The organism is Mycobacterium sp. IDUB_37, from assembly GCF_055419245.1.
The window spans coordinates 1-25,774 of sequence record NZ_JBVAXG010000015.1; the positions used below are offsets into that span (position 1 = coordinate 1).

At 64.4% G+C, this 25,774-nt stretch carries 21 protein-coding genes and 1 pseudogene; 15 read left to right on the forward strand and 7 right to left on the reverse strand.

The features are described from left to right. On the reverse strand, positions 1 to 891 hold an 891-nt coding region (locus tag ACZY1I_RS30585; RefSeq protein WP_463761260.1), incomplete at its 3' end, for a DUF222 domain-containing protein. An 85-nt stretch (positions 892 to 976) separates the two neighbouring features. Here ACZY1I_RS30585 and uvrC point away from each other — a divergent pair. The 5 genes from uvrC to ACZY1I_RS30610 all read left to right on the forward strand — a co-directional run bounded on the left by uvrC (position 977) and on the right by ACZY1I_RS30610 (position 7,358). Continuing rightward, on the forward strand, positions 977 to 2,932 hold the full coding sequence (gene uvrC / locus ACZY1I_RS30590; RefSeq protein ID WP_463761262.1) for an excinuclease ABC subunit UvrC: 1,956 nt from the start codon (positions 977 to 979) through the stop codon (positions 2,930 to 2,932). Next, on the forward strand, positions 2,929 to 3,819 hold the full coding sequence (gene rapZ, locus ACZY1I_RS30595) for an RNase adapter RapZ (RefSeq protein ID WP_463761264.1): 891 nt from the start codon (positions 2,929 to 2,931) through the stop codon (positions 3,817 to 3,819). Before uvrC ends, rapZ begins: the two co-directional genes overlap by 4 nt. Beyond that, positions 3,816 to 4,904 (forward strand): YvcK family protein, encoded by a 1,089-nt coding sequence (locus tag ACZY1I_RS30600; RefSeq protein ID WP_463761266.1) that lies wholly within the window; start codon positions 3,816 to 3,818, stop codon positions 4,902 to 4,904. The genes rapZ and ACZY1I_RS30600 overlap by 4 nt, the downstream gene beginning before the upstream one ends. Continuing rightward, positions 4,901 to 5,878 (forward strand): DNA-binding protein WhiA, encoded by a 978-nt coding sequence (gene whiA, locus ACZY1I_RS30605; protein WP_463761267.1) that lies wholly within the window; start codon positions 4,901 to 4,903, stop codon positions 5,876 to 5,878. Before ACZY1I_RS30600 ends, whiA begins: the two co-directional genes overlap by 4 nt. Positions 5,879 to 5,942: 64 nt before the next feature. After that, the gene (locus ACZY1I_RS30610; RefSeq protein ID WP_463761268.1) at positions 5,943 to 7,358 is read left to right on the forward strand and encodes a WS/DGAT/MGAT family O-acyltransferase; all 1,416 of its coding nucleotides are present in this window, start codon (positions 5,943 to 5,945) and stop codon (positions 7,356 to 7,358) included. Here the strand turns inward: ACZY1I_RS30610 and ACZY1I_RS30615 are convergent. The 3 genes from ACZY1I_RS30615 to ACZY1I_RS30625 are packed head-to-tail and all read right to left on the reverse strand — an operon-like array spanning position 7,324 to position 10,985. Continuing rightward, the gene (locus tag ACZY1I_RS30615) at positions 7,324 to 8,619 is read right to left on the reverse strand and encodes an alpha/beta hydrolase fold domain-containing protein (RefSeq protein WP_463761269.1); all 1,296 of its coding nucleotides are present in this window, start codon (positions 8,617 to 8,619) and stop codon (positions 7,324 to 7,326) included. The genes ACZY1I_RS30610 and ACZY1I_RS30615 overlap by 35 nt on opposite strands. Continuing rightward, positions 8,616 to 10,238 carry an acyl-CoA ligase FadD12 gene (gene fadD12, locus ACZY1I_RS30620; RefSeq protein WP_463761271.1) on the reverse strand — a complete coding sequence of 541 codons (1,623 nt, stop codon included), beginning with the start codon at positions 10,236 to 10,238 and terminating at the stop codon, positions 8,616 to 8,618. Before fadD12 ends, ACZY1I_RS30615 begins: the two co-directional genes overlap by 4 nt. 3 nt (positions 10,239 to 10,241) lie before the next feature. Next, positions 10,242 to 10,985, reverse strand: a complete 744-nt coding sequence (locus ACZY1I_RS30625; protein WP_463761403.1) for a lysophospholipid acyltransferase family protein — start codon at positions 10,983 to 10,985, stop codon at positions 10,242 to 10,244. 194 nt (positions 10,986 to 11,179) lie between these two features. Here ACZY1I_RS30625 and ACZY1I_RS30630 point away from each other — a divergent pair, with 194 nt between their 5' ends. The 4 genes from ACZY1I_RS30630 (at position 11,180) to ACZY1I_RS30645 (ending at position 16,256) form a co-directional block, all read left to right on the forward strand. Then, positions 11,180 to 12,442: a PucR family transcriptional regulator gene (locus tag ACZY1I_RS30630; protein ID WP_463761274.1), complete on the forward strand. Its 1,263-nt coding sequence runs from the start codon at positions 11,180 to 11,182 to the stop codon at positions 12,440 to 12,442. Between the two features lie 244 nt (positions 12,443 to 12,686). Then, complete coding sequence (locus ACZY1I_RS30635) at positions 12,687 to 13,037, forward strand: hypothetical protein (RefSeq protein WP_463761275.1); 351 nt, start codon at positions 12,687 to 12,689, stop codon at positions 13,035 to 13,037. 43 nt (positions 13,038 to 13,080) lie between these two features. Continuing rightward, positions 13,081 to 14,838, forward strand: a complete 1,758-nt coding sequence (locus tag ACZY1I_RS30640; protein WP_463761276.1) for a DUF3556 domain-containing protein — start codon at positions 13,081 to 13,083, stop codon at positions 14,836 to 14,838. Beyond that, positions 14,835 to 16,256 carry a phytoene desaturase family protein gene (locus ACZY1I_RS30645; protein ID WP_463761277.1) on the forward strand — a complete coding sequence of 474 codons (1,422 nt, stop codon included), beginning with the start codon at positions 14,835 to 14,837 and terminating at the stop codon, positions 16,254 to 16,256. Before ACZY1I_RS30640 ends, ACZY1I_RS30645 begins: the two co-directional genes overlap by 4 nt. Before the next feature lie 362 nt (positions 16,257 to 16,618). On the opposite strand, the gene ACZY1I_RS30650 is transcribed toward ACZY1I_RS30645, so the two are convergent. Next, positions 16,619 to 17,143 carry a hypothetical protein gene (locus ACZY1I_RS30650; protein WP_463761404.1) on the reverse strand — a complete coding sequence of 175 codons (525 nt, stop codon included), beginning with the start codon at positions 17,141 to 17,143 and terminating at the stop codon, positions 16,619 to 16,621. 943 nt (positions 17,144 to 18,086) lie between these two features. Between ACZY1I_RS30650 and gap the strand changes: the two genes are divergently transcribed. From gap to ACZY1I_RS30670, 4 genes are all read left to right on the forward strand, one after another. Next, the gene (gene gap, locus ACZY1I_RS30655; protein WP_463761279.1) at positions 18,087 to 19,106 is read left to right on the forward strand and encodes a type I glyceraldehyde-3-phosphate dehydrogenase; all 1,020 of its coding nucleotides are present in this window, start codon (positions 18,087 to 18,089) and stop codon (positions 19,104 to 19,106) included. A gap of 2 nt (positions 19,107 to 19,108) precedes the next feature. After that, entirely contained in the window at positions 19,109 to 20,341 is a 1,233-nt protein-coding gene (locus tag ACZY1I_RS30660) for a phosphoglycerate kinase (RefSeq protein ID WP_463761280.1), read from the forward strand. Positions 20,342 to 20,355: 14 nt separating this feature from the next. Continuing rightward, complete coding sequence (gene tpiA, locus ACZY1I_RS30665) at positions 20,356 to 21,141, forward strand: triose-phosphate isomerase (protein WP_463761281.1); 786 nt, start codon at positions 20,356 to 20,358, stop codon at positions 21,139 to 21,141. Positions 21,142 to 21,284: 143 nt separating this feature from the next. Further along, positions 21,285 to 22,010 carry an alpha/beta hydrolase family protein gene (locus ACZY1I_RS30670; RefSeq protein WP_463761282.1) on the forward strand — a complete coding sequence of 242 codons (726 nt, stop codon included), beginning with the start codon at positions 21,285 to 21,287 and terminating at the stop codon, positions 22,008 to 22,010. Between the two features lie 19 nt (positions 22,011 to 22,029). On the opposite strand, the gene ACZY1I_RS30675 is transcribed toward ACZY1I_RS30670, so the two are convergent. Then, positions 22,030 to 23,385 carry a hypothetical protein gene (locus tag ACZY1I_RS30675; protein WP_463761284.1) on the reverse strand — a complete coding sequence of 452 codons (1,356 nt, stop codon included), beginning with the start codon at positions 23,383 to 23,385 and terminating at the stop codon, positions 22,030 to 22,032. A gap of 420 nt (positions 23,386 to 23,805) precedes the next feature. Between ACZY1I_RS30675 and ACZY1I_RS30680 the strand changes: the two are divergent. Together ACZY1I_RS30680 and ACZY1I_RS30685 are read left to right on the forward strand one after the other, a co-directional pair. Beyond that, positions 23,806 to 24,234, forward strand: a pseudogene (locus ACZY1I_RS30680) (PAS domain-containing protein); the annotation flags it as partial. Beyond that, entirely contained in the window at positions 24,214 to 25,515 is a 1,302-nt protein-coding gene (locus ACZY1I_RS30685) for a putative bifunctional diguanylate cyclase/phosphodiesterase (RefSeq protein WP_463761405.1), read from the forward strand. The pseudogene ACZY1I_RS30680 and the gene ACZY1I_RS30685, both read left to right, overlap by 21 nt. 7 nt (positions 25,516 to 25,522) lie before the next feature. Here the strand turns inward: ACZY1I_RS30685 and secG are convergent, their stop codons facing one another. Continuing rightward, entirely contained in the window at positions 25,523 to 25,756 is a 234-nt protein-coding gene (gene secG / locus ACZY1I_RS30690) for a preprotein translocase subunit SecG (RefSeq protein WP_463761286.1), read from the reverse strand. Positions 25,757 to 25,774: the final 18 nt, after the last annotated feature.

A 25,774-nucleotide genomic window follows, 5' to 3' on the forward strand; every position in this document is an offset into this window, starting at 1 on the left:
GCTGGTGCCGTCGAGGGTGGCCTGCTCGGCGATCACATGAATCACTACCGGCGACGCCGGCTTCGTGGATCCGGTCGTCACGCAGTCGGGGCGCCCGCATTGACACGCCATCTGCTGGGAGTAGACGGCCAGCGGACCGAACGCATCGGCGCGGCGCTGGGCTTTGGTCCGCGGATCGTGTGGGCAGACGGTGGCGGCGAGATTGTTCAACGCTTGATCGATCGCGATGGCGTCCATGGTGTTCACCGTGGCGTGGATCTCGGCGGTGCCGTCGCAATCGTCGCCGACATACACCTCACGGCTCTTGGCCTGTTCTTTGCGGCGGCGCACCGCATCGGCATCGACGTCGTGCACGATTTTGTCGACTTTGCCGGCCAGGCGGCCCTTGGTCAGCGAGGGCCAGCGCCCCACGTTGAGCGCGATTAATTCATCGACGTGCGCTAAAACGTCGCGATCCTCGATCAGATCGGTGCGATAGACGATGGTCGCAAAGGCATCCGCGGTGATCACGCCGGCGATGAAGATCGCCGCGACCTCGGGGAGGCGCTCACGCATCGCGCGGGCAAAGCGCAACCGAGACCAGGCCAGCCGCTGGCTGATCCGTAGCTCGGCGGCCACTTCGGCAGCTACCGCGTCCATGATGTCTACTGCCCAGTCTTCGGTCTCTGAACTGCGCGATAACCGCAGAGCGAATAACTCCCCGATCGCCACCAACACGGCGGCCGCCGCCTGATTCTCCACCCGCGCGCCCGCACAGATCCGACCCCGCCAGGCCGCCGACTCCGCGGCCTCGGCCATCAGCTCGTCCCGTACCGCCAACACCTGATCGAACTGGGCATCGAAGCGAGCACGCGCCCCGGTCTGCTTCCGGCTCGTCGATGATTCGAACATACGTACGATTGTGCCACCACCCACTGACAGGAATCTCGCCCTCCCGACGAACCGCCGTGTCTGCGTCACGCTCTAGCCTGGAACCGTGCCAGATCCCGCCACCTACCGCCCCGCTCCCGGGTCCATCCCGGTCGAGCCAGGCGTCTACCGATTCCGGGATACGCACGAGCGCGTCATCTATGTCGGCAAGGCGAAAAGCCTGCGTAGCCGGTTGACGTCGTACTTCGCCGACATCGCGAGCCTGCATCCGCGGACTCGGCAGATGGTGACGACCGCAGCCAAGGTCGAGTGGACGGTGGTCAACACCGAGGTCGAGGCCCTCCAGCTGGAATACAACTGGATCAAGGAGTTCGATCCACGGTTCAATGTCCGCTACCGCGACGACAAGTCGTATCCGGTGCTGGCCGTCACCCTCAGCGACGAGTACCCCAGGCTGATGGTCTATCGCGGACCGCGGCGCAAAGGCGTGCGCTATTTCGGACCGTATTCGCATGCGTGGGCCATCCGCGAAACCCTGGACCTGCTCACCCGGGTGTTCCCGGCCCGAACCTGCTCGGCGGGAGTTTTCAAGCGGCACAACCAGATCGATCGTCCTTGTCTGCTCGGCTATATTGATAAGTGCTCGGCGCCGTGCGTCGGCAGAGTGAGCGCGGAGCAGCATCGCCAGATCGTGCTGGACTTCTGTGATTTCCTGTCCGGCAAGACCGACAGATACGCCCGCGAGCTGGAACAGCAGATGCACGCCGCATCCGACCGGCTGGACTTCGAGCGAGCGGCGCGGCTGCGTGACGACCTGGGCGCGCTGAAGCGCGCTATGGAGAAGCAGGCCGTGGTGTTCGGCGACGGTACCGACGCGGACGTGGTGGCGTTCGCCGACGACGATCTGGAAGCGGCAGTGCAGGTCTTCCACGTCCGCGGCGGTCGGGTTCGCGGTCAGCGGGGCTGGATCGTCGAGAAGTCCGCGGACCCTGGTGACACCGGCGCGGAGCAATTGGTCGAACAATTCCTGACGCAGTTTTATGGGGATCAGGCGGAATTGGGCTTGCAGGCCGACCAGCCGGCCGACGAATCCGTCAATCCAGTGCCGCGTGAGGTGCTGGTGCCCTGCCTACCGTCGAACCACGACGAGTTGGAGAGTTGGCTGTCCGGCCTGCGCGGCACCAAGGTTGCTCTGAAAGTAGCGCGTCGCGGGGACAAGCGGGTGCTCGCCGAAACGGTACAGCGCAATGCGAAAGAGGCGCTGCAGCAACACAAACTGAAGCGGGCCGGCGATTTCAATGCCAGATCCGCTGCCTTGCAGAACATTCAGGAGACTCTCGGCCTGGGCGACGCTCCGCTGCGCATCGAGTGTGTTGACATCAGCCATGTGCAGGGCACCGACGTGGTCGGCTCCCTGGTGGTTTTCGAGGACGGCCTGCCGCGGAAATCGGACTATCGGCACTTCGGGATCCGCGAGGCAGCGGGGGAGGGGCGCTCCGACGATGTCGCCTCGATCGCCGAGGTGACCCGGCGCCGGTTCGTGCGGCATCTCAGTGACCGGAGTGACCCGAATGTGCTTACTGCGGAGGGAAAATCGCGACGCTTTGCCTATCCGCCCAACCTGTACGTGGTCGACGGCGGCGCGCCGCAAGTCAACGCGGCCAGCGCCGTGCTCGACGAGCTCGGCATCCGCGACGTCGCGGTGATCGGCTTGGCCAAGCGGCTCGAGGAGATCTGGGTGCCATCGGAGCCGGACCCGATCATCATGCCGCGCAACAGCGAGGGGCTGTATCTGTTGCAGCGGGTGCGCGACGAGGCACACCGTTTCGCCATCACTTACCATCGCAGCAAGCGATCCAAACGGATGACGGCGTCTGCGCTGGACTCCGTGCCAGGATTAGGTGAGCACCGGCGCAAAGCGCTGGTCACTCATTTCGGATCGATAGCCCGCCTCAAGGAGGCCACCGTCGACCAGATCACCGCCGTCCCCGGGATCGGCGTGGCTACCGCCACCGCCGTGCTCGAGGCGCTGCGACCCGACTTGCCCGGAGCTGCTGAATGACAGACCACGTTGCCGACGCCCCCGGCGGTATCGACGTCGTGCTGGTGACCGGATTGTCGGGAGCCGGGCGCGGTACCGCGGCCAAAGTGCTCGAAGATCTCGGCTGGTACGTCGCGGATAACCTGCCACCTCAGTTGATCACTCGCATGGTGGATTTCGGGCTGGCCGCTGGATCGCGGATCACCCAGCTTGCGGTCGTCATGGATGTGCGGTCACGCGGATTCACCGGCGACCTGGACGAGGTGCGGACCGAACTGGCCACCCGCAACATCACCCCCCGGGTGGTGTTCATGGAGGCATCCGACGACATGTTGGTGCGCCGCTACGAACAGAATCGCCGCAGTCATCCGCTTCAAGGTGAGCAGACGTTGGCCGAGGGGATAGCCGCGGAGCGCCGGATGCTGGCTCCGGTGCGCGCAACGGCAGACCTGATCATCGATACCTCGACGTTGGCGGTGCGCAGCCTGCGCGAAAGCATCGAGCGTGCGTTCGGCAGCACGGCCAGCGCGATCACCAGCGTCACCGTCGAGTCCTTCGGCTTCAAGTACGGCCTGCCGATGGACGCCGACATGGTGATGGACGTTCGATTCCTGCCCAACCCGCACTGGGTCGACGAGTTGCGCCCGCTGACCGGCCAACACGCGGCGGTGCGGGACTACGTGCTCAAGCAGTCCGGGGCCGGCGAGTTCCTGACGACTTACCACCAATTGCTGTCGCTGGTGGTGGGCGGCTACCGGCGCGAGGGAAAGCGATACATGACGGTCGCGATCGGCTGCACCGGCGGCAAGCACCGCAGTGTTGCGATCGCCGAGGCGCTGATGGGACTGCTCCGTTCCGATCCGCAATTGACCGTACGGGTGCTGCACCGGGATCTGGGCCGCGAATGAGTTCCTGGATCAGCGCGCCCGCCAGCCAGAGCATCGTCGCGCTCGGCGGCGGTCACGGCCTCTACGCGACACTTTCGGCGGCCCGTCGGTTGACGCCGTATGTCACGGCAATAGTGACGGTCGCCGACGACGGCGGCTCGTCAGGCCGGCTGCGTAGCGAACTGGACGTCGTCCCACCGGGTGATCTGCGAATGGCATTGGCGGCGTTGGCATCCGACAGCCCGTACGGGCGCTTGTGGGCGACCATCCTGCAGCACCGATTCGGGGGCAGCGGCGCCCTCGCCGGACACCCGATCGGCAATCTGCTGCTGGCCGGCCTGTCCGAGATGCTGGCTGATCCGGTCGCCGCACTCGACGAAATCGGACGCATCCTGGGCGTCAAAGGCCGGGTGCTGCCGATGTGCCCGATCGCGTTGCAGATCGAGGCTGACGTGTCCGGCCTGGAGTCCGACCCACGGATGTTCCGGGCGATCAGGGGCCAGGTGGCGATCGCGACAACCCCGGGCAAGGTCCGCCGGGTGCGGTTGTTGCCCGCCGATCCGCCGGCCACCAGACAGGCCGTCGACGCCATCATGTCCGCCGAACTGGTCGTGCTGGGACCCGGCTCGTGGTTCACCAGCGTGATCCCACATGTGCTGGTACCCGGACTGGCCAATGCGTTGAGAGACACCTCCGCCCGCAAGGCATTGGTGCTGAATCTGGTCGCGGAACCCGGCGAAACCGCAGGTTTCTCGGTGGAGCGTCATTTGCACGTGCTTGCCCAGCACGCGCCGGGGTTCACCGTGGACGACATCATCATCGACGGCGAACGCGTACCGAGTGACCGGGAGCGCGACCAACTTCGCCGTACCGCGACACAGCTACAGTCCGAGGTCCACTTCGCTGACGTGGCTCGACCTGGTACACCTTTACATGACCCAGGCAAGCTGGCTGCAGTCCTGGATGGGGTGCGCGTGCGTGACGGAGGTCCGGGCAAGCCTCCGGCGACGGCCACCGAAGAGACACCGATCGACGGCCAACGTCAACAAACCGGCGTGCCTGGATCGGGCGGCAACGGACCGAGGGGTGACGACGCGTGGCGATGACGACCGAAGTCAAGGACGAGCTGAGCCGTCTGGTGATCAAGTCGGTCAGCGCACGGCGCGCGGAGGTCACGTCCCTTTTGAGGTTCGCCGGCGGCCTGCACATCGTGGCCGGACGAGTCGTCGTCGAGGCCGAGGTGGACCTGGGCAGCATTGCCCGCCGGCTGCGCAAGGACATCTTTGATCTGTACGGCTATAGCGCCGTGGTGCATGTGCTGTCAGCCAGCGGAATACGCAAGCAGACCCGATACGTGCTTCGGGTGGCCAGCGATGGCGAAGCGCTGGCCCGTCAGACCGGCCTGCTCGATATGCGCGGGCGTCCGGTGCGCGGTCTGCCGGCGCAGGTGGTCGGCGGAAGCATGGCTGACGCTGAAGCCGCTTGGCGGGGCGCCTTTTTGGCGCACGGATCCTTGACCGAGCCGGGACGCTCGTCGGCTCTGGAGGTGAGCTGCCCCGGCCCGGAGGCCGCACTGGCGCTCGTCGGTGCAGCGCGTCGACTCGGGGTGAGCGCCAAAGCCCGCGAGGTCCGCGGCGCGGACCGGGTGGTGGTCCGCGACGGCGAAGCGATCGGTGCCCTGCTGACCCGGATGGGCGCCCAGGACACCCGGCTGATCTGGGAAGAGCGTCGGCTCCGTCGTGAGGTTCGGGCCACAGCCAATCGGCTTGCCAATTTCGACGACGCCAATCTGCGCCGCTCGGCGCGAGCCGCAGTCGCCGCGGCCGCCCGGGTGGAACGAGCGTTGCACATTCTCGGCGATACCGTGCCGGACCATCTGGCCACCGCGGGCCGACTGCGCGTCGAGCACCGGCAGGCGTCGCTGGAGGAGCTGGGTCGCCTCGCCGACCCGCCGATGACGAAAGATGCGGTGGCCGGACGAATTCGACGGCTGCTGTCGATGGCCGACCGCAAGGCGAAGGTGGACGGCATTCCCGACACCGAATCGGCGGTTACCCCTGACTTGCTGGAAGACGCTTAATCGCGCCGTGTGAGATTGTCCGGGCTGCTGGCTTCGCCGGATGGACGCGGGCTACGGTCATGGCATGAAACGGCTCTCAAGTGTTGATGCGGCGTTCTGGTCTGCCGAAACTGCAGGCTGGCACATGCACGTCGGTGCGTTGGCGATCAACGACATCACCGACGCGCCTGACTTCAGCTTTCAACGAGTCCGCGAACTTCTGATCGAGCGACTGCCGGAGATCCCCCAGTTGCGGTGGAAGGTGACCGGCGCGCCGCTCGGCCTGGACCGGCCTTGGTTCGTCGAGGACGAAGAACTCGACATCGACTTTCATGTGCGGCGCATCGCCGTTCCCGCTCCTGGCGGGCGGAAAGAGGTCGACGAGCTCGTCGGCCGGTTGATGTCCTACAAGCTGGACCGGTCGCGACCGCTGTGGGAGTTGTGGGTCATCGAGGGCGTCAAAGGCAACCGCATCGCCACCCTGACGAAAATGCACCACGCCATCGTCGACGGCGTCTCCGGTGCCGGACTCGGCGAGATCCTGTTGGACGTCACACCCGTGCCGCGGCCACCGCAAAAGGAGACGGTGGGATTCGTGGGCTTCCAGATCCCGGGACTGGAGCGGCGCGCGCTCGGTGCTCTGATCAACCTGGCAATCAAGACGCCATTTCGTATCACCAGGCTGGTGGAACAGACAATCCGTCAGCAGATTGCGGCGCTGGGTGTTGCGGCCAAGCCGCCCAGCTATTTCGACGCACCGAAAACCCGCTTCAACGCCTCGGTGTCGCCACACCGCCGGATCACCGGCACCCGCGTCGAGCTGGCGCGGGTCAAGGCCGTCAAAGACGCGTTCGGCGTCAAGCTCAACGACGTGGTGCTCGCGCTGGTTGCCGGGGCGGCACGCGAATACCTACTGAAGCACGACGAGCTGCCCTACAAGCCGCTGATCGCTCAAATCCCGGTGTCCACTCGCACCGACGAAACGAAAGAGAATGTCGGCAACCAGATCAGCTCGATGACGGCATCGCTGGCCACCGACCTGGAGGACCCGAGCGAGCGGCTCATGGCCATTCATGAGAGCACGCGCAGCGCCAAGGAGATGGCCAAGGCGCTGTCGGCGCACCAGATCATGGGGCTCACCGAAACCACGCCGCCCGGGCTGCTGCAGTTGGCCGCTCGGGCGTACACGGCGACCGGACTGTCGTCCAATTTCGCGCCGATCAACTTGGTCGTTTCCAATGTGCCCGGCCCGCCGGTTCAGCTGTACATGGCCGGCGCCAAGCTGGAGTCGCTGGTTCCGCTCGGGCCACCGGTGATGGACGTCGCGCTGAACATCACCTGCTTCTCATACCTGGACCACCTGGACTTCGGATTCGTGACGACACCCGAGGTCGCCAGCGACATCGACGTCATGGCGAAGGCGATTGAGCCCGCACTGAAGGAACTGGAGCTCGCGGCGGAGGAATTCAGCCAGGTGTCTGCTGACCGGGCGGGTTCGTGACGTAAACCCACGACAAGAACTTGGCCACCGCGTCGGCTGCCTTGTGGGCGCGCGGCGAACCGAAGATGTCGAACGCGTGCTGGGCGTTGGGCAACTCGGCATAGGCCACCGGCGACTTCGACACTTCCCGGAGTTCTTCGACGAACTCCCGCGCCTCCTCGACCGGGATGAGCGAGTCATCCGTGCCGTGCAAAACGAAAAATGGTGGGGCGTCGGCCTTTACGTACTGAATCGGTGATGCGTCGAGGTAGATGTCGCGGTGGGTGCGCAGTTTCTTCTTGACCACCAGACGTTCCAGTAGCTCGACGAACTCGCGTCGGCCCGGTGCCTCGGTCGAATACCAGTCGTAGCGACCATAGAACGGAACAGCCGCCACCACCGAGGTATCCCCGTCTTCAAACCCTGGCTGAAACTTCGGGTCGTTCTGGGTCAGCGCGGCAAGCGCGGTCAAGTGGCCGCCGGCCGAACCACCGCTGATCGCAACGAAATTCGGGTCACCGCCGTAATCGGCGATGTTCTCCTTGATCCAGGCGAGTGCGCGCTTGACGTCGACGATGTGGTCGGGCCAGGTGTGCAGCGGGGAGACTCGGTAGTTCATCGCCACGCACACCCAGCCTTGCGAAACCAGGTGACTCATCAGGGGATACGCCTGTGGGCGGCGCCAACCGATCATCCAGGCACCGCCTGGCACTTCTAGCAGCACTGGCGCTTTGCCGTCGCGGGGCAGATCGCGTCGGCGCCACACGTCGGCCAGGTTGGCGCGACCGTTCGGGCCGTAACGCACGATGTTCTCTCTGGATACGAAGCGCCGTCGCGCCCAGGTGGTCCGCAGTGGCGGATTGCGGCGTCCGAAGCGGTGCTTGCCCGAGGGCTGCGTCGGAAGATCTTTCAGTTCCTCGGCGTAGTCGGGGCCCAACTGTTCAATCAGCCCGGCTTCCAAAACCGGACCCGGAGACACGGTGCCCCGATAGCTGATCACGCCGAGCATCGCCCAGGAGGCTGCCGTCAACGCCAGCGCCAGCTTGCCCTTCGGTCCCGCGAAATCACCACGCCGGCCGCGACGTACGGCGTCGAGGACGGACGCGCCGGCGTAAATCGCCGGGACCTCAGAGGCCGGCCAGCCGAACCAGAACACCGTGGGGGCAAGATAGGGATTGCGGCTCAGCGGGCGTAAACCGTTGGCGGCGTTGATGAATTCGACTGTGCCGCGCGTCAGCGGTCTGGGATGGCGGAGCAGTTGCACCAACCGGCGGACTCTCATGTGCCAGTCACCTTGGCTTTCAGTTCGTTTCGCAGGATCTTGCCGGTGCTGCCGCGCGGAAGCTCCTCGAGCACAGTGATTTCGCGGGGCACCTTGTAGTTGGCCAGGTTGTCGCGCACGTGTTGCTTGAGATGCTCGACGGTCGCCTCGGACCCGGGCTCCAACACCACGAATGCCGTCAGCCGCTGACCGTACTGCTCGTCGTCCACGCCCAGCACCGACGCCTCCGCCACCTCCGGGTGGGCGGCCAGCGTCTTCTCCACCTCGATGGGATAGACGTTCTCACCGCCGGAGACGATCATCTCGTCGTCGCGGCCCACCACGAACAGTCGACCGTTTTCGTCGAGATATCCGACGTCCCCGGAAGACATGAAGCCGGCGTGGAAATCTTTCGTATTGCCGGAGGTGTACCCGTCGAACTGCGTGTCGTTGCGCACGTAGATGGTGCCGACCTCGCCGGTGGGCTGCTCGTTGAATTCCGAGTCCAGGATCCGGATTTCGGTTCCGCCCGCCGGCTTGCCGGCGGTGTCGGGTGCCGCGCGCAGATCTTCCGGTGTCGCGGTGGCGATCATGCCGGCCTCGGTGGCGTTGTAGTTGTTGTAGATCACGTCGCCGAATTGATCCATGAACGATACGACGACGTCGGGCCGCATCCGCGAACCCGAAGCCGCAGCGAATCGCAATGACTTGCCGCTGTACCGATTTCGGACGTCGTCCGGCAATTCCATGATGCGGTCGAACATCACCGGCACCACCGCAAGGCCGGTCGCCCGATGGCGGTCGATGAGGTCCAGCGTCGCCTCCGGGTCGAACTTTCGCCTGGTGACGATCGTGCACGCCATCGAAGCGGCGAAGATCAATTGCGAGAAACCCCATGCATGGAACATCGGCGCCACGATGACGATGGTCTCTTCGGCTCGCCATGGCGTGCGGTCGAGGATCGCCTTCAGGGTGCCGATTCCGGCTCCACCACCAGATTGCTTGGCGCCCTTGGGTGTTCCGGTGGTACCCGAGGTCAGCATGATGATCTTGCCTTTGCCGCCGGTGCGTTCGGGCCGCTGCCCGGAGTGGTCGGCAATGAGCTTCTCGACGGTCATGTCGTGGGGTTCGTCGGTCCAGGCCAGGATCCGGACCGCATCCGGTCGGTCGGCCAGTGCGCTGTCGACGGTTGCGGTGAACTCCTCGTCGTAGATCACCGCGTCGACGCCTTCGCGGGCAACTACTTCGGCGAGTGCTGGACCCGCGAAAGATGTATTGAGCAAAAGGATGTCGGAACCGATACGGCTGGACGCGACTACGGATTCGACGAAACCACGATGGTTGCGGCACATGATGCCGACCACCTTGGGCTGGCCGGACGGCCACTTCTGCAGCGCAGCGCCCAGTGCGTTGATCCGGTCGTCGAGTTGCTTCCAGGTCAGCGTGCCCAATTCGTCGATCAGGGCCGGACGGTCCGGGCAGCGTTGCACGGCACCGGCGAACCCCACCGTCATGTTCATGCCTTCGCGACCCATGGCGGCGGCGATCCGCAGATAGCGGTCCGGCCGCATCGGCGCGATCATGCGGGCACGTGTCAGCGTGGTGATGACACCCAGCGCCTCTTCGATGCGAGATGCCATGGCTCAGCCCAGAATCGGGAATCGACGCTGGGCGGCAAGCTCGTTGAGACCCTGCTGCATTGCCGAGCGCACGTGCTCGTCGACTTCCTCGACGTTCGGATCGTCCCCGAACTGTCCGGCGATGTCGATCGGGTCCAGCACCTGCATCACGATCTTGGCCGGCAACGGCAGGTTGGGCGGGATCGCGGCGCTGAACCCGAACGGAAATCCGAAGGACAGCGGCAGGATGTCACTGCGGATGAAGCGCTTCAGCCCCAGCCGCTTGGCCAGCCAAGTGCCGCGCGACAGGTAAAGCTGCGTCTCCTGGCCGCCGATGCCGACGAGGGGCACGATGGGCACGCCCGCTTCGATCGCGGTCCGGACGTAACCCTTGCGGCCGTTGAAATCGATGGTGTTCTCTGCGGTGGTCGGTCGGTATGCGTCGTAGTCGCCGCCGGGGAAGACGACCACCACGCCGCCGGCGCGCAGCGCCGCTGCGGCATTCTCCGGGTTCGCCCGGATGTAGCCGGTCTTGCGGAAGAAGTCTGCCGTCGGTCCCATGAACAAGATGTCATGGCTCAGCGTCAGGACGGGTCGTTCGTAGCCGAACTTCTCGTAGAAATCCACGCTGAAGATCGGGACATCCATCGGAAACTGACCGCCGGAGTGATTTGCCACCACCAGCGCGCCGCCGGGCGGAAAGGAATCCAGGCCTCGGACCTCGGCGCGGAAGTACGTCTTCAGTACTGGACGCATCACGCCGATCATGCGCTGGGTTGTCCCTGGATCGAACTTGTCGAGGTCTCCGGTATCCAGGCTCTCGTTGCTCACTGAGGCTCCCTTACCCTCGCGGCTACTTTGCCGCCGAGTCTCTAGATGGTAGCGACCAGCGGTGCGATCATGATGAGGGCGTTTCGTCCGCCGGCATCCCCGCTGAGACCGGGTTGCAGAAGGGACCGAAGGTGGCCGAGGTTAGTGGCGGTCTGCTGTCGGCAATCGCACGCGAGTTGAACGCGATTCGCGACGACTTCATCACCGACTTGTTCGCGACGATGAAAAAAGAAATTCCGGTGCTCAACTACGACTCCCGGATGCTGACCTTGTGGCGGGCGAGCCTCACCGAAAACGTGGTGGCGGGCATTCACTACCTGGAGCGGGATCCACCGGAGCCCTTCTTGGAGGCTCCCGCCGCGGCGCTGGCGTACGCGCGCGCCGCTGCACAACGTGACACTCCGCTGTCGGCGCTGGTGCGGGCGCATCGGATCGGACATGCCCGGTTCCTGCAGGAAGCGATGAAGTTCGTCGCGGTGTTGCCGCCTGCGGATCGGGTGCCGGCGATCGTCGAGATGGTCAATCGCTGCGCCTGCTTTGTCGACGTGGTCGGCGACCAGCTAACCGTGGCCTACGAACAGGAACACGATCGCTGGGTGAGCCGCCGTAGCGGGTTGCAGCAGCAGTGGGTCAGCGACTTGCTCGCCGGTGTTCATATCGACGTCCAGCGCGCCGAGATGGTTCTGGGCTATCAGTTGGATGGTGTGCACATGGCCGCGGTGCTGTGGACGGATGACATGACGGCCAGCCGCGACGTGGCGGCGCTGTTCGACAAGGCGGCCTCGCTGATCGCGGGCGAGTTGCGAGCAGCGGGCCGCTCATTGATGGTTCCCACCGACGAGCGTGAGGCCCGGCTGTGGTTTTCGCCGGTGCCGATCCGGGGAGCGCAGACGGTGGACCCGACGCAGGTGCGTGCGGTGTTCGAGGCAGCGGGAATCGATGCCTATCTGGCGTTCGGTCGAGTCGAGCACGGGCTGAACGGCTTCCGGGCCTCGCTGAAACAAGCTGAACGGGCCAAGGCGGTGTCCCTGGCCGGGGGAGCTCATCCGCACGGCCGGGTCGTCTTTTACGCCGATGTGGCCCCGCTCGCTTTGATGGCCAGCGATATGGACGAACTGAGGCGTTTCGTTGCCGACATGCTGGGTGACCTCAGTGTTGACGACGAGCGCAACCAGTGGTTGCGCGAGACGTTGCGCGAGTTTCTGACTCGCAACCGTAGCTTTGTCGCAACAGCGGAAGCTATGATTCTGCACCGCAACACTATTCAGTATCGCGTGACACAGGCGATGGAGCGTTGCGGACAGAATTTCGATGACGCCGATACCGTGTTCAATGTGCACATCGCCCTGGAAGTCTGCCGGTGGATGGCACCGGCGGTGCTGCGCGGTGGCTGAACCAGGGGATTGATTTCTTTCGTGCTGCGCGCACAAAACCCATCCTGACGTTCGTCGTCGCCGCATATGGTGCAAGCGACTTCGTGCGCTCTATCGTTGAGGTACGTCGGAGGTCAACCCCGGTAGGGGGGTGGCAAATCGGCATTCGGCAACCAATTGCCGATTCAAAGTTGTTGTAGCCGAGAATGTTTCTCGTTGAAGCGACGAAAGTTCTGCGGACGCAAGCGTATTCCGAGGAGAAGCCATGGACGCTGCCGTCCTGATCAGCCACCAACGGCCGCACGATCGGTTCGCGCCTGGTTACCGAGGACCGGCGGGCTGCAGCCACCCGCCCACCAGAGTGCCTCCGACCGGGGATCATCGTCAGGCCCAGTACTTTGTCCGGCTACTCACGCAGAGTCTGCGCCGGATCGACCAGCGAATCGAGAAGTGCCGACGGGCGATCGCATTCTCCCAATCCGCCGGCGACATCGAAAACATCATCGGCTTTCGCGATCTGATGAGCAGAGAACAAGACGAGCGGCGAGCCGTCGAGCAGTTGATCGCGAACTTGCTGCGGCGATTTGATCTGCCGAGTTCCGGCCAGAACCGCTAGGTTTGGACTCGTCGACAGGTTGCAGACGCAGAGCGAGGCCGCTATGGGATTCATGTCACCCGACCTTCCCGACGTTGATCACGAAACCTGGCCGACGTTGCCGCGAGCAACTCGACTGCAGGTCGTGACCCGGCACTGGGCGGAGAACGGCTTCGGCACTCCGTACGCGGTCTACCTGCTGTATCTGCTGAAGATCGGGTTGTATGTCGCCGCTCCCGCCGCGATCATCTCGCTGACGCCCGGTCTGGGCGGGCTGACTCACATCGCCGACTGGTGGACGCAGCCGATCGTGTACCAGAAGGTCATCGTCTTCACCCTGCTGTTCGAAGTCATCGGTCTGGGTTGCGGGTCCGGACCGCTGACCGGGCGCTTCATGCCGCCGATCGGCGGCATCCTTTACTGGTTGCGGCCCAAGACAATTCGGCTTCCCGCCTGGCCGGACAAGGTTCCGTTGACCCGCGGCGACTCCCGTTCCGTCGTCGACGTTGCGCTCTACGCCATCGTCTTGGCGGGCGCGGGGTGGGCGCTGGTGGCACCCGGGCACGGAGGGTCGGTCACCGCCGCCGGTGATGTCGGCCTGATCGACGCCGTCGTCGTGATCCCGACGATCGTTGCGTTGGCGCTGCTGGGTTTACGCGACAAGACCATCTTCCTGGCCGCCCGCGGTGAGCAGTTTTGGCTGTCGCTCTTCGTGTTCTTCTTTCCGTTCGTCGACCAGATCGCGGCCTTCAAGATCATCATGTTGTTCCTGTGGTGGGGAGCGGCGACCTCCAAGCTCAACCACCACTTTCCCTACGTCGTAGCGGTGATGACGAGCAACAACGCATTGCTACGCAGCAGGCTGTTCATGCCGATCAAGCACCTGATGTACCGAGACCACGTCGACGACCTGCGGCCCACCTGGTTGCCGAAGCTGATGGCCCACGGTGGCGGCACCACCGCGGAATTCATCGTGCCGACGATTCTGGTGTTCGTCGCCGGTGATCAACCGTGGCGTTGGTTCCTGATCGGGTTCATGGTGATCTTCCACCTCAACATCCTGTCCAACCTCCCGATGGGAGTTCCGTTGGAGTGGAACGTGTTCTTCATCTTCTCGCTGTTCTACCTGTTCGGGCACTACGGCTCGATCGAAGCGGTAGACCTCCGATCGCCGCTGCTGCTGGCCATCCTGATCGCCGCCGTGCTCGTGGTGATCGCGGGAAACATGTTCCCCGAGAAGGTTTCGTTCCTGCCTGCCATGCGGTACTACGCGGGCAACTGGGCGACCAGCATCTGGTGCTTCCGCGAGGGCGCCGAGGACAAGATCGAAGCCAACGTCATCAAAAGCTCTGCGCTCGTTGTCAACCAGTTGGCCAAGCTCTATGACGTGGCTACCGCCGAAATCATGGCCGACAAGACCGCCGCCTTCCGTGCGATGCACACCCACGGTCGCGCGCTCAACGGCCTGCTTCCGCGCGCGATCGATGACGAGGCCGCCTACAAGATCCGCGAAGGCGAGATCGTCGCGGGCCCGCTGGTCGGTTGGAACTTCGGCGAGGGCCATCTGCATAACGAGCAACTACTCGAAGCGGTACAGCGCCGGTGCAATTTCGAGGACGGCGATGTCCGCGTCATCGTCCTCGAGGGGCAGCCGATTCACATTCAGAAGCAGTGGTACCGCATCGTCGATGCCAAGACCGGCCTGATCGAATCGGGCTACGTCGACGTCGCCGACATGCTGACCCGCCAGCCATGGCCGGAACCGGGTGACGAGTTCCCGGTGCATGTCACGACCGACCCGGTCGTGCACGGGACGTCATGACCGGCAAGGCGGTTGTCGTCGGCGCCGGACCCAACGGCCTTGCCGCCGCGATCCACCTTGCCCGCCACGGCCTCGATGTACAGGTGCTCGAAGCCCAGGACACCATCGGTGGGGGTACGCGCTCGGGCGAGTTGGAAGTGCCGGGGGTCATCCACGACCACTGCTCGGCGTTTCATCCGCTCGGCGTCGGGTCACCATTCTGGAAAGAAGTCGACCTGCCGAGCTACGGACTCAGCTGGAAGTGGCCGGAAATCGACTGCGCCCATCCCCTCGACGACGGTTCCGCCGGCCTGCTGTATCAGTCGGTGGTCGAGACCGCCAAGGGTCTGGGTGCCGACAGCCGACGTTGGCGGGCTGCGGTGGGCGGATTGGCCAGCGGATTCGACGATCTGGCCGAGGATTTGCTCCGTCCGGTGATCAACATCCCGAAGCATCCGATTCGGCTCGCACTGTTCGGTCCGCGCGCCGTACTGCCTGCCACCGCGGTAGCACGCTGGTTTCGCACAGAACAGGCGCGCGGCCTGTACGGCGGCGCGGCTGCGCACGCCTTCACCCGGTTGGACCGGCCACTGACCGCGTCGCTCGGACTGATGGTTCTGGCCAGCGGCCACCGGTACGGTTGGCCGGTTGCCGAGGGTGGGTCAGGTTCCATTGCGCGGGCGATGGGTGCGGCCCTGGAGGCGCACCGCGGGCGCGTCAGCACCGGCATCACCGTCACCAGGCGCCGGGACATCCCGAACGCGGACATCGTCATGCTTGATCTCAGCCCCGCCCAGGTGCTCGAGCTCTACGGCGATGCGATGCCTACCCGGATCAAGGGATCGTATCGGCGCTACCGCGAAGGGTCGTCCGCGTTCAAGGTCGACTACGCCATCGAAGGCGACATCCCATGGACGAACCCCGACTGCGGGCGCGCGGGCACCGTCCACCTGGGTGGCAGCTTCGACGAGATCGCCGGCACCGAACGCGACCGGGCGCAAGGCCGGATGGTGCAGCGGCCGTTCGTGCTGCTCGGACAGCAGTATCTGGCCGACCCCTCCCGGTCCGCGGGCAACGTCAACCCGATCTACGCCTACGCGCACGTGCCATTCGGCTATACCGGTGACGCGACCGCCGCGATTACCGACCAGATCGAGCGGTTCGCCCCGGGCTTCCGTGACCGCATCATCTCGACTGTCAGCACCGGCACCGCCGAGTTGCAGGCCCGCAACCCCAGCATGATCGGTGGCGACATCATCGGCGGCGCCAACGACCGACTGCAGATCCTGTTCCGCCCGCGGATTGCCGTCGACCCCTACACGATCGGCATTCCCGGGGTGTATCTGTGCTCACAGTCCGCGCCGCCGGGTGCCGGAATCCACGGGCTCTGCGGTTACCACGCTGCGCAGTCAGCGTTGCGTTGGTTACACCGGCGCTGAGTCGCGGCGCACGGCTTAGCCGAATTACCCACGCGTGACTGCGCTTTCACGCCTGGCTCCGGCGTTCGAGCTACTTCACCGACTTTGTCCATTCGGCGACTTCAGCCAGCCGTTGCGTGATTCGCAATACAGCGGGATTTCGACCGCAACAATGGTTGAAGATCTGAATCCGCATCGAATTGCAGAATCGCATCGCCGGCCCGGCCTCCGCCAACTAACCGGATTCTTACACGTCTAAGAGTCTCGGCAATGTATACGCTCCGATTCTTTTCGGTCACTCGAACATAATAATCGGATAACTGGCCGTTTTATGGCTGTCGATTGTTATTCGTACGGCGAATTCGAGGGTGTGAGAATCAGCCTCAGCCACGTGGTCCCGGGAGAACAGGCTGACCGGCCGCGGGCCCGGCTGCGGGTCCGGCTGCCGCCGGCGGGGGAACCGGGGCACCTTTTCCAGTTCTCGACATGTCGGTGATGGGAGCGCCGGCCGGCAGCCCCGCACCTTCTGGCCCAAGTGCGATCAACGGAGTGCCGACCGGCACGGGAGCGCCCACCGGTACGGGAGCGCCCACCGGCACGGGAGCGCCCACCGGCACGGGAGCACCTACCGGGACCGGGGCGCCGATAGGAACCGGGGCACCGATCGGCACCGGTGCGCCGATCGGAACCGGGGCTCCGATCGGGATGGGGGCACCGATGGGGATAGGTGCGCCGATCGGGACCGGGGCGCCGATGGGGATGGGCGCACCGATGGGTACGGGTGCGCCGATGGGCACCGGGGCACCGATGGGTACGGCTGCCGCCTCAGGACCAAGGGCGATGAGCGGGGCGCCTACCGGCACCGCTGCGCCGGCCGGACCTGGCACAACGGCGGGCACACCGGCCATGCCGGTGATGGGAGCGCTGGCCGGGCCGCAGCCCGCCGCGGCTGCCGGTCCGCCGGCGGGCGTCATGCCGCCTGCGGGTGTCGTTCCGCCCGCGGCGCCCGGTCCACCCCCGGCGCCGCCCGCTGCTGCCGGTCCGCCCGCAGCTCCTGCTCCTCCGTATGCGCAGCAGACGGTCGATGCGGCCGCGGTCCCTCCGCCGGCGGGTGCCGGTCCACCAGCTCCACCAGCTCCGCCTGCTCCGCCCGCTGGTGCGGCACCGCCGCCGGCCCCAGTCATGGCGCTATATGCGCAGCATGCTGCCGGCCCACCTGCGCCCGCCGCACCGGCAGCGCCTGCCAATCCACCCCCGGCTGCGGGTGCCCCGGCTGCGCCTTCGCCCGCCATCCCCTGGATGCAGGCGCCGCCCGTCTTGAACGGCATGGCCGCCGCGACTGGGCTCAACGACAGGGCAGCCCCGCACAACCCGGCAGTGGCGGCAATTACCTTGATGTTGAATCGATCAAAGACCTTCATCAACGTCAACTCCTTTTTTCGTGCTCGCATATTTACGCAATCACCTGGTGCCTTGAACCGCATGGCATTGCCGAAGTCCTTCGCTGGACGACCGGCCCAATTGTTAGATGCCGATGCGCGCCGCACGACACGCCGCACCGCGCCGTGTCCAAATGGTGACGTTGGGACAGGTCTGTCCGCTTCAAGAAAGGCGGAAATCACCGAACAAGAATGGCGCAACCAGGGCGCATGACTTGCGGTGTCTCGGCGATAGGGGAGTGAGCGGCGCCACAACATCCCAGCCGGGCGACCCGTCAGCGTCGGCGCAGATTAAGTTCAGAGCCAGAATCGTCCGCAGCCCAGCGGTCTTACCGGCCCCAGCAACGGTGCCTGTAACCATCTAGGCTGACGACGAGCGTTTATCAGCCACGCAGAGACGAGGAGAGACACCGTGACGGTCCGAGTAGGCATCAATGGCTTCGGTCGAATCGGACGCAACTTCTACCGGGCGCTATTGGCCCAGCAGGAGCAAGCCGGCGTAGACATCGAGATCGTGGCGGTCAACGACCTCACGGACAACGCCACCCTGGCGCATCTGCTGAAATTCGACTCGATCCTGGGCCGGTTGGCCGACGACGTCAGCCTTGAAGGCGACGACACGATCGTCATCGGCAGCAAAAAGATCAAGGCTCTCGAGGTGAAGGAAGGCCCGGCGGCGCTGCCCTGGGGGGACCTCGGGGTGGATGTAGTGGTCGAGTCCACCGGCATCTTCACCAACGCGGCCAAGGCCAAGGGTCACCTTGATGCCGGCGCCAAGAAGGTGATCATCTCCGCTCCGGCCACCGACGAAGACATCACCATCGTGCTGGGTGTCAACGACGACAAGTACGACGGCAGCCAGAACATCATCTCCAACGCCTCGTGCACCACGAACTGCCTTGGGCCTATCGCCAAGGTCCTCAACGACGAGTTCGGCATCGTCAAGGGGCTGATGACAACGATCCACGCCTACACCCAGGACCAGAACCTGCAAGACGGCCCGCACAAGGATCTGCGCCGGGCCCGCGCGGCGGCCCTGAACATCGTGCCGACCTCCACCGGCGCCGCCAAGGCCATCGGACTGGTTTTGCCCGAACTCAAGGGCAAGCTCGACGGCTACGCGCTGCGGGTGCCGATCCCAACCGGCTCGGTGACCGACCTGACCGCCGAATTGTCCAAGTCGGCGACCGCGGCAGAGATCAACGCCGCGATGAAGGCCGCCGCGGACGGTCCGATGAAGGGGATTCTCAAGTACTACGACGCCCCGATCGTCTCCAGCGACATCGTTACCGACCCACACAGTTCGATCTTCGACTCCGGTCTGACCAAGGCCATCGACAACCAGGCCAAAGTCGTGTCCTGGTACGACAACGAGTGGGGCTACTCCAACCGTCTCGTCGACCTCGTCGCCCTGGTTGGCAGGTCGCTCTAATCGTGGCCGTTCCAACTCTGAAAGACCTACTCGCCGAAGGTGTGTCAGGTCGGGGCGTGTTGGTGCGTTCAGACTTGAACGTGCCACTCGACGATGAAGGCAACATCACCGACGCAGGCCGGATCACCGCGTCGGTGCCGACCCTGAAGGCACTGGTCGACGCGGGCGCAAAGGTGGTGGTCGCGGCTCACCTGGGCCGCCCCAAGGACGGGCCGGACCCGAAGTACTCGCTGGCGCCGGTAGCGGCGGCACTCGGTGAGCAACTCGGGCGGCACGTGCAGTTGGCCGGAGATGTCGTCGGGACCGATGCGCTGGCCCGCGCCGAGGGACTTACCGACGGCGACATCCTGCTGCTGGAGAACATCCGCTTCGACAAGCGCGAGACCAGCAAGGACGACGGTGAGCGCCTGGCCCTGGCCAAGCAACTGGCCGAATTGGTCTGGCCGGGTGGAGCGTTCGTCTCGGACGGCTTCGGGGTGGTGCACCGCAAGCAAGCCTCGGTATACGACATCGCCACCCTGCTGCCGCATTACGCGGGCGCTCTGGTCGCCGACGAGATCACGGTGCTCGAGCAGTTGTGCGAGTCCACCGAGCGGCCCTACGCAGTCGTGCTCGGCGGATCGAAGGTGTCCGACAAGCTCGGCGTCATCGAGTCGTTGGCAACGAAAGCCGACAGCATCGTGATCGGTGGCGGCATGTGCTTCACCTTCCTTGCCGCGCAAGGATATTCGGTAGGCAAGTCGCTGCTCGAGAAGGAAATGATCGATACCTGCCGCAAGCTGCTGGACACCTACCATGATGTGCTGCGACTGCCAGTGGATATCGTTGTGACCGAGGAGTTTTCCGCCGACTCGGCGCCACGGACGGTGGCCGCCAACGAGATTCCCGACGACCTGATGGGTCTCGACATCGGACCGGGTTCGGTCAAGCGGTTCACCACGTTGTTGTCGAACGCCAAGACCGTTTTCTGGAATGGCCCGATGGGCGTTTTCGAATTCCCGGCCTACGCGGCGGGTACCCGTGGTGTCGCCGAGGCGATCGTCACCGCGACCGGTAAGGGAGCGTTCAGCGTGGTCGGTGGTGGCGACTCCGCCGCCGCCGTCCGGGCGCTGGGAATTCCGGAGGACGCCTTCTCGCACATCTCCACCGGCGGCGGCGCGTCGCTGGAATACCTTGAGGGCAAGTCGCTTCCGGGCATCGAGGTGCTCGGCGAGCCCCAGCCCGAACAAAACTAGGGAGCAGCAGACTCGTGAGTCGCAAGCCGTTGATCGCCGGCAACTGGAAGATGAACCTCAATCACTTCGAGGCCATCGCGTTGGTGCAGAAGATCGCATTTGCGTTGCCGGACAAGTACTTCGACAAGGTCGATGTCACTGTCATCCCGCCGTTCACCGACCTGCGCAGCGTGCAGACCCTGGTCGACGGCGACAAGCTGCGATTGACCTATGGTGCCCAGGACCTGTCGCAGCACGACACCGGCGCCTACACCGGCGAGATCAGCGGAGCATTCCTGGCCAAGTTGGGCTGCAGCTTCGTCACCGTCGGACACTCCGAGCGGCGCACCTACCACGACGAGAGTGACCAGCTGGTAGCTGCGAAGGCCACTGCCGCGCTCAAGCACGAGCTCACGCCGATCGTTTGCATCGGTGAGCACCTCGAAGTACGCGAGGCCGGAAATCACGTGGCGCACAACGTCGAGCAGCTTCGCGGCTCGCTGGCAGGTCTCTCGGCCGAGCAGATCGCGAAGGTCGTCATCGCCTACGAGCCGGTGTGGGCCATCGGCACCGGCCGGGTGGCAAGCTCCGCCGATGCGCAAGAGGTGTGCGCGGCGATCCGCGAGGAGTTGGCGTCACTGGCCTCGCCGGCGATTGCCGAAACTGTGCGGGTGCTTTACGGCGGCTCGGTAAACGCCAAGAACGTCGGCGAACTCGTCGCCCAGGGCGACATCGACGGCGGCTTGGTCGGTGGGGCTTCGCTGGATGGGGAGCAGTTCGCGACGTTGGCGGCCATCGCGGCCGGCGGGCCGCTGCCGTAGCGGCCGGCCGCGAGACCACGACTGCCTACCGAGAGCCCAAGCTCTACGACCGACGGACCGCGCTGAGCGTCGTCGGAGGTGTCGCGGCGTTAGTCGCTGGTTGCACCTCGGGGATGCCGAATGGTTTCGGCGACAATGGGCCGGTGCGCTACACCTACGGTGACCATCCCAGCCAATACGCCGAGATCACGCTGCCTACGCGGTCTGATCCGGCGCCGGTGGTGGTGATCATCCATGGGGGCTACTGGTCGGCCCGCTACGGTGCTGAACTCGGCCGCCCGCTGGCCGTAGACCTGGCGGGCCGTGGCTTCGCCGCGCTCAACATTGAGTACCGCCGGGTGGGTGGCGGGGGAGGGTGGCCGCAGACCGGACAGGATGTGGCGGCCGCCGTCGAAGCTCTGCCCGCACATTCCTCTGGTATGGACCTGACCCGGGTTGTTGCGCTTGGGCATTCGGCGGGAGGCCAGCTCGCGGGATGGCTGGCCTCGCGACGCGGCGGTGCCGTGCCACTCTCGGGTCTGGTATTGCAGGCCGGTGTACTGGACTTGGTCCGCGGTTCGGCCGAAGGTCTTGGCGGGGGCGCGATCGATACCTATCTGGGCGGTACCCCGGCCGAGAAGCCCGATGCATTTGCGCAAGCTTCTCCTTTCGCGCTCGTGCCGCTGGGTGTCCCGTCACTTTGCGTGCACGGCACCGCGGATGCGTTGGTGCCGATGAGCCAGTCGCAGGATTTTGTCGATGCAGGGCGACGGGCGGGTGACAACACGCAGCTTCAAACCTTCGATGGCGGCCACTTCGATCCCATCACCGTCGGGACCCGTGCGTGGAGCCTGTGCGTCGACGGTTTACATCGACTCACCGGCACGTGACTGCAAACGGGCGCGAGCCCTATTTATGCGCCGCCAACTGACCGTACTTTCCGGCTCGGACTATTGCGTAGGACCGCCACAGTTGCCGTTCCATCGAGTCGAACACATGCGTCGCAATGCCTTTCGCAAGCTCCAATTGCGCTGTGGTGAGCGGTGCGGGTGCGCTGACTTCGACGGTGTCACCACTTGTGGTGGTTGGCGGGTCGTGCCGACCGGCCAGGTAATCCAGCTTCCCCCCGGTTTCGGTCTCCGCAGCCAGCGCGAGGGGCGTTGTCTGGGTGAAGAATTCCTCACCGGTGGATTCAAGCGCCACCAGCATCCACCAACGCAACACCGGATCACTGTGTCGCAGTGCGATTTTGGCGAACTCCATCATGTTCTCGCGGTGCACATCCATGTCCGTATCAAAGAACAGCCACTCCAGCGCACCGCTGGCTGTGTGGCCGAGCATGTCGTCAAGCCCGAGCGCGTCCCAGTCCGACAGGAAGAGTTGGCTGTGCTCAGACAGTCGCGACGCCCACGCGTTGACCGCACGTTCCTCGTCGCTTGCGGGTTCGGCAAAGGTCAAGGCGTACTTGGTCAAGTCGCGGTAGCCCAGGATGTCCATCACCCACATCGGGATGAACTGACGTAGCTTGTCCGCGGCGCTGCGTTCGTCGTTGCGCAGCCATTCGTAGAACGGATGCGCGCGCACCCTCTTCTTGTGTTCTTCGATGTGGCGCAGCATCTCGTTGTCGTGCTCGTCGCGTACTCCGATCGCCAGCGAGGGAGCGGTCCAATCAGTCCGATCCTCGGCGGGCAGTTGCGGGCGACGCGGGACGGTTCCGGTTTCGAGATAAGTGTTGGCGTAGTGCAGGAATCCGTCGAAGATGCCGTCGAAGATGCCGAACATCCGCGTGCATGCTTCTGCGGCACGCTCCCGCTGTGCGGCGTCGAGCACCACAGTCTCGAACACGCCTTGGGTATTGCCGACGTGTCCGGTTTCCAGGTCCAGGTGGTAGGGACCGAAATACCGGTATTCGAGTCCCGTTCGGCGAGAAAGATTGGTGGCGACGCGGGCGGTGTTGGCGAGCATGACGTGGCCCGTGGCCTCACCGGCCTCGGAGTGGCCAAACCGAATCAACGCGTCGTCGCCGTCATCGACGACCAGTCGGATGAACTCAATTCCACTGCGGCGGAACGGCTCCTGGTCAGGGGACAGGAACAACCACCACAGCATGTCGCTGGTGCGCCAGCCCAGTCGGGCGTCCAGGTCGAGCTTGTGCCAGTCCTCCAGGAATATCTTGGAATGCTTCTCGTCTTCAAGCGTGCCGAGATTGATCACCCATTCGTATTCCGAGCGGGGCTCGGGGAACCGCAGAACCCATCGGTTCATATCCCGGAACTGCATGATGAACAGCGCGCCGGCAGGTCCTATGGATAGCTGGTCCTGCGCGGGTACTCGGTCGCTGCGAAGCCAGTCGAAGAATGGGTGTTCTCTGGCCCTCTGCTGCCCTGCGTCCCGCAGTTGCATCACATGTCTCAACGTCGTCCTTCGCTGACTTTCATCCACGATTGCTGAGCCGCTTGCCCCAACAGACCATTGGAAGCTGGGCTAATTGTACAGCTGTACATTTGTTCACTGCGATTGCACGAATTTCTGCGTTCCGCGTGGGACAGTTATGTGTTGCTGCCGCCAACCATGTGATGTGCGCATGACGGTGTGGGCGGTGGTTGGGCTTGGTCGTCATCTAGTACGGAGGATCGCGACGACATGAGCGGCACAGGTGACGCCGGCGGATGGCTCGCCAGCGCTATGCAACGGGCGCCGGACATCGATGGCGCGATCGAATCGATCCTCGCGGGTGGCGCGAGTGGTCGTGACGCAGAACTGCTGCGTTCGGTGTTCGCGCAGGCGGGCATCGGGGTCGGCCTTTCCGATATGGCCGGCCAGATCCTGGTGGTCAATGACGCGTTCGCGCGAATGTTCGGCTACGAGACAGAGGAATTCGTCAAATTCCATATCAGGGACCTCAACCACCCGGACGACACGGCCGAAGTATGGGAGCAGTACGGGGCGTTGATGCGGGGCGACGTCGAACGGGTGAGTTTGGAGAAACCCCACCTGCACCGTGACGGGCACACCATCTGGAACAGTGTCAACGTCTCGCTGATTCGGGACGCCAACGGCGTACCCATCAACACCCTCGCACTGTTCGAGGACGTGACCGACCGCCATCGGCTCGAACAACAACTACGCCATCAAGCCCTGTTCGATCCGTTGACGGGGTTGCCGAATCGCGCGCAGTTCTTCGAGCGCCTCAACGACGCATTCGAGCATCCCCATTCCCGCGTCGGCATCTGCTACGTCGACCTCGACTGCTTCAAGGACGTCAACGACACCCTGGGCCACGACATCGGCGACAAGGTTCTGGTTATGGTCGCCGACCGATTGGCGTTGTGTCTGCAGCGATCCGATCAAATGGTTGCGCGCCTCGGTGGCGATGAGTTCGTGTTCTTCGTACGGGGACCGGGCAGTACCAACGAGGTAACAGAGCTGGCTGACTCGGTGTTGCGTGTTCTCGAATCGCCTTTCGATGTCGATGGACATTCGATTTCCATCTCCGCCAGCGTGGGCGTCATGGAACAAGAGGTCGGCGAGATGTCCCAGGTCGACCTGATGAAAGGCGCCGACATAACGCTGGCGCGCGCCAAGCAAGCCGGCCGTAACAGGTGGGCGCTCTACGACCGCGACCAGGACAACACCCCGATATCCAGAGCCCTCGATCGAGGTGAGTTCTTCGTGCTCTACCAGCCGATCGTGCGGCTCAGTGACAACTGCATTATCGGAGCCGAGGCTCTGCTGCGGTGGGCGCACCCCACGCTGGGCACGCTGCTTCCCGACCGTTTCATCAACCTTGCCGAGCGAAACGGGATGATCGTGCCGCTCACTACATTCGTGATCGAGCAAGCATGCCGCGATCTGCAAGGCTGGCGCGAGAACGAGACCGCCGACCCACTGCCGTTCGTCAGCGTGAACGTCTCGGTCCGCAACATCTGCGATGCCGGATTCATCTCCGTGCTCAGGAACGCCCTGTCCAACGCCGGACTTCCCCCGCACGCGCTGCAGCTGGAGCTCACCGAGAACGCGATTCTCGGCAAAGACGAGACGTCGGTGACCAGGCTGCAGCAACTGTCAGCCATGGGCGTTCACATCGCCATCGATGATTTCGGCACCGGCTTCTCCAGCTTGGCCTACCTGCGCAATCTGCCTATCGACGTCGTCAAACTCGCAGGTGAGTTCATCAAGAATCTCGGTGGCAACATTCATGGCCGACTGGCCGACGAACAGATCACCCGAGCGATGATCGACCTGGCCCACACACTCGGGCTCAGCGTTACCGCCGAGCAGGTTGAGACTCCCAGCCAAGCTGCCCGGTTGCACGCCATGGATTGCGACGCCGCCCAAGGCTGGCATTTCGCCAGACCAATGTCGGCCGAAAAATTGAGGAACTCGCGAGCTTAAGGTCTCGCTAGCGGTACTTGATCAGCAGAGCCATGCCGATGACCGACACGAGCCAGATACCGGTGATGAACAGCGTCAACCGGTCAAGGTTCTTCTCCACGACCGTCGACCCGGACAGGCTCGACTGCACACCCCCGCCGAACAGCGTAGACAGGCCGCCACCCTTGGCGCGGTGCAGCAGCACCAGCAACACCACCAGCACGCTGGTGACCACCAGGGTGATCCGCAGACCCAATTCCATGACCCGCAGCTTACCGAA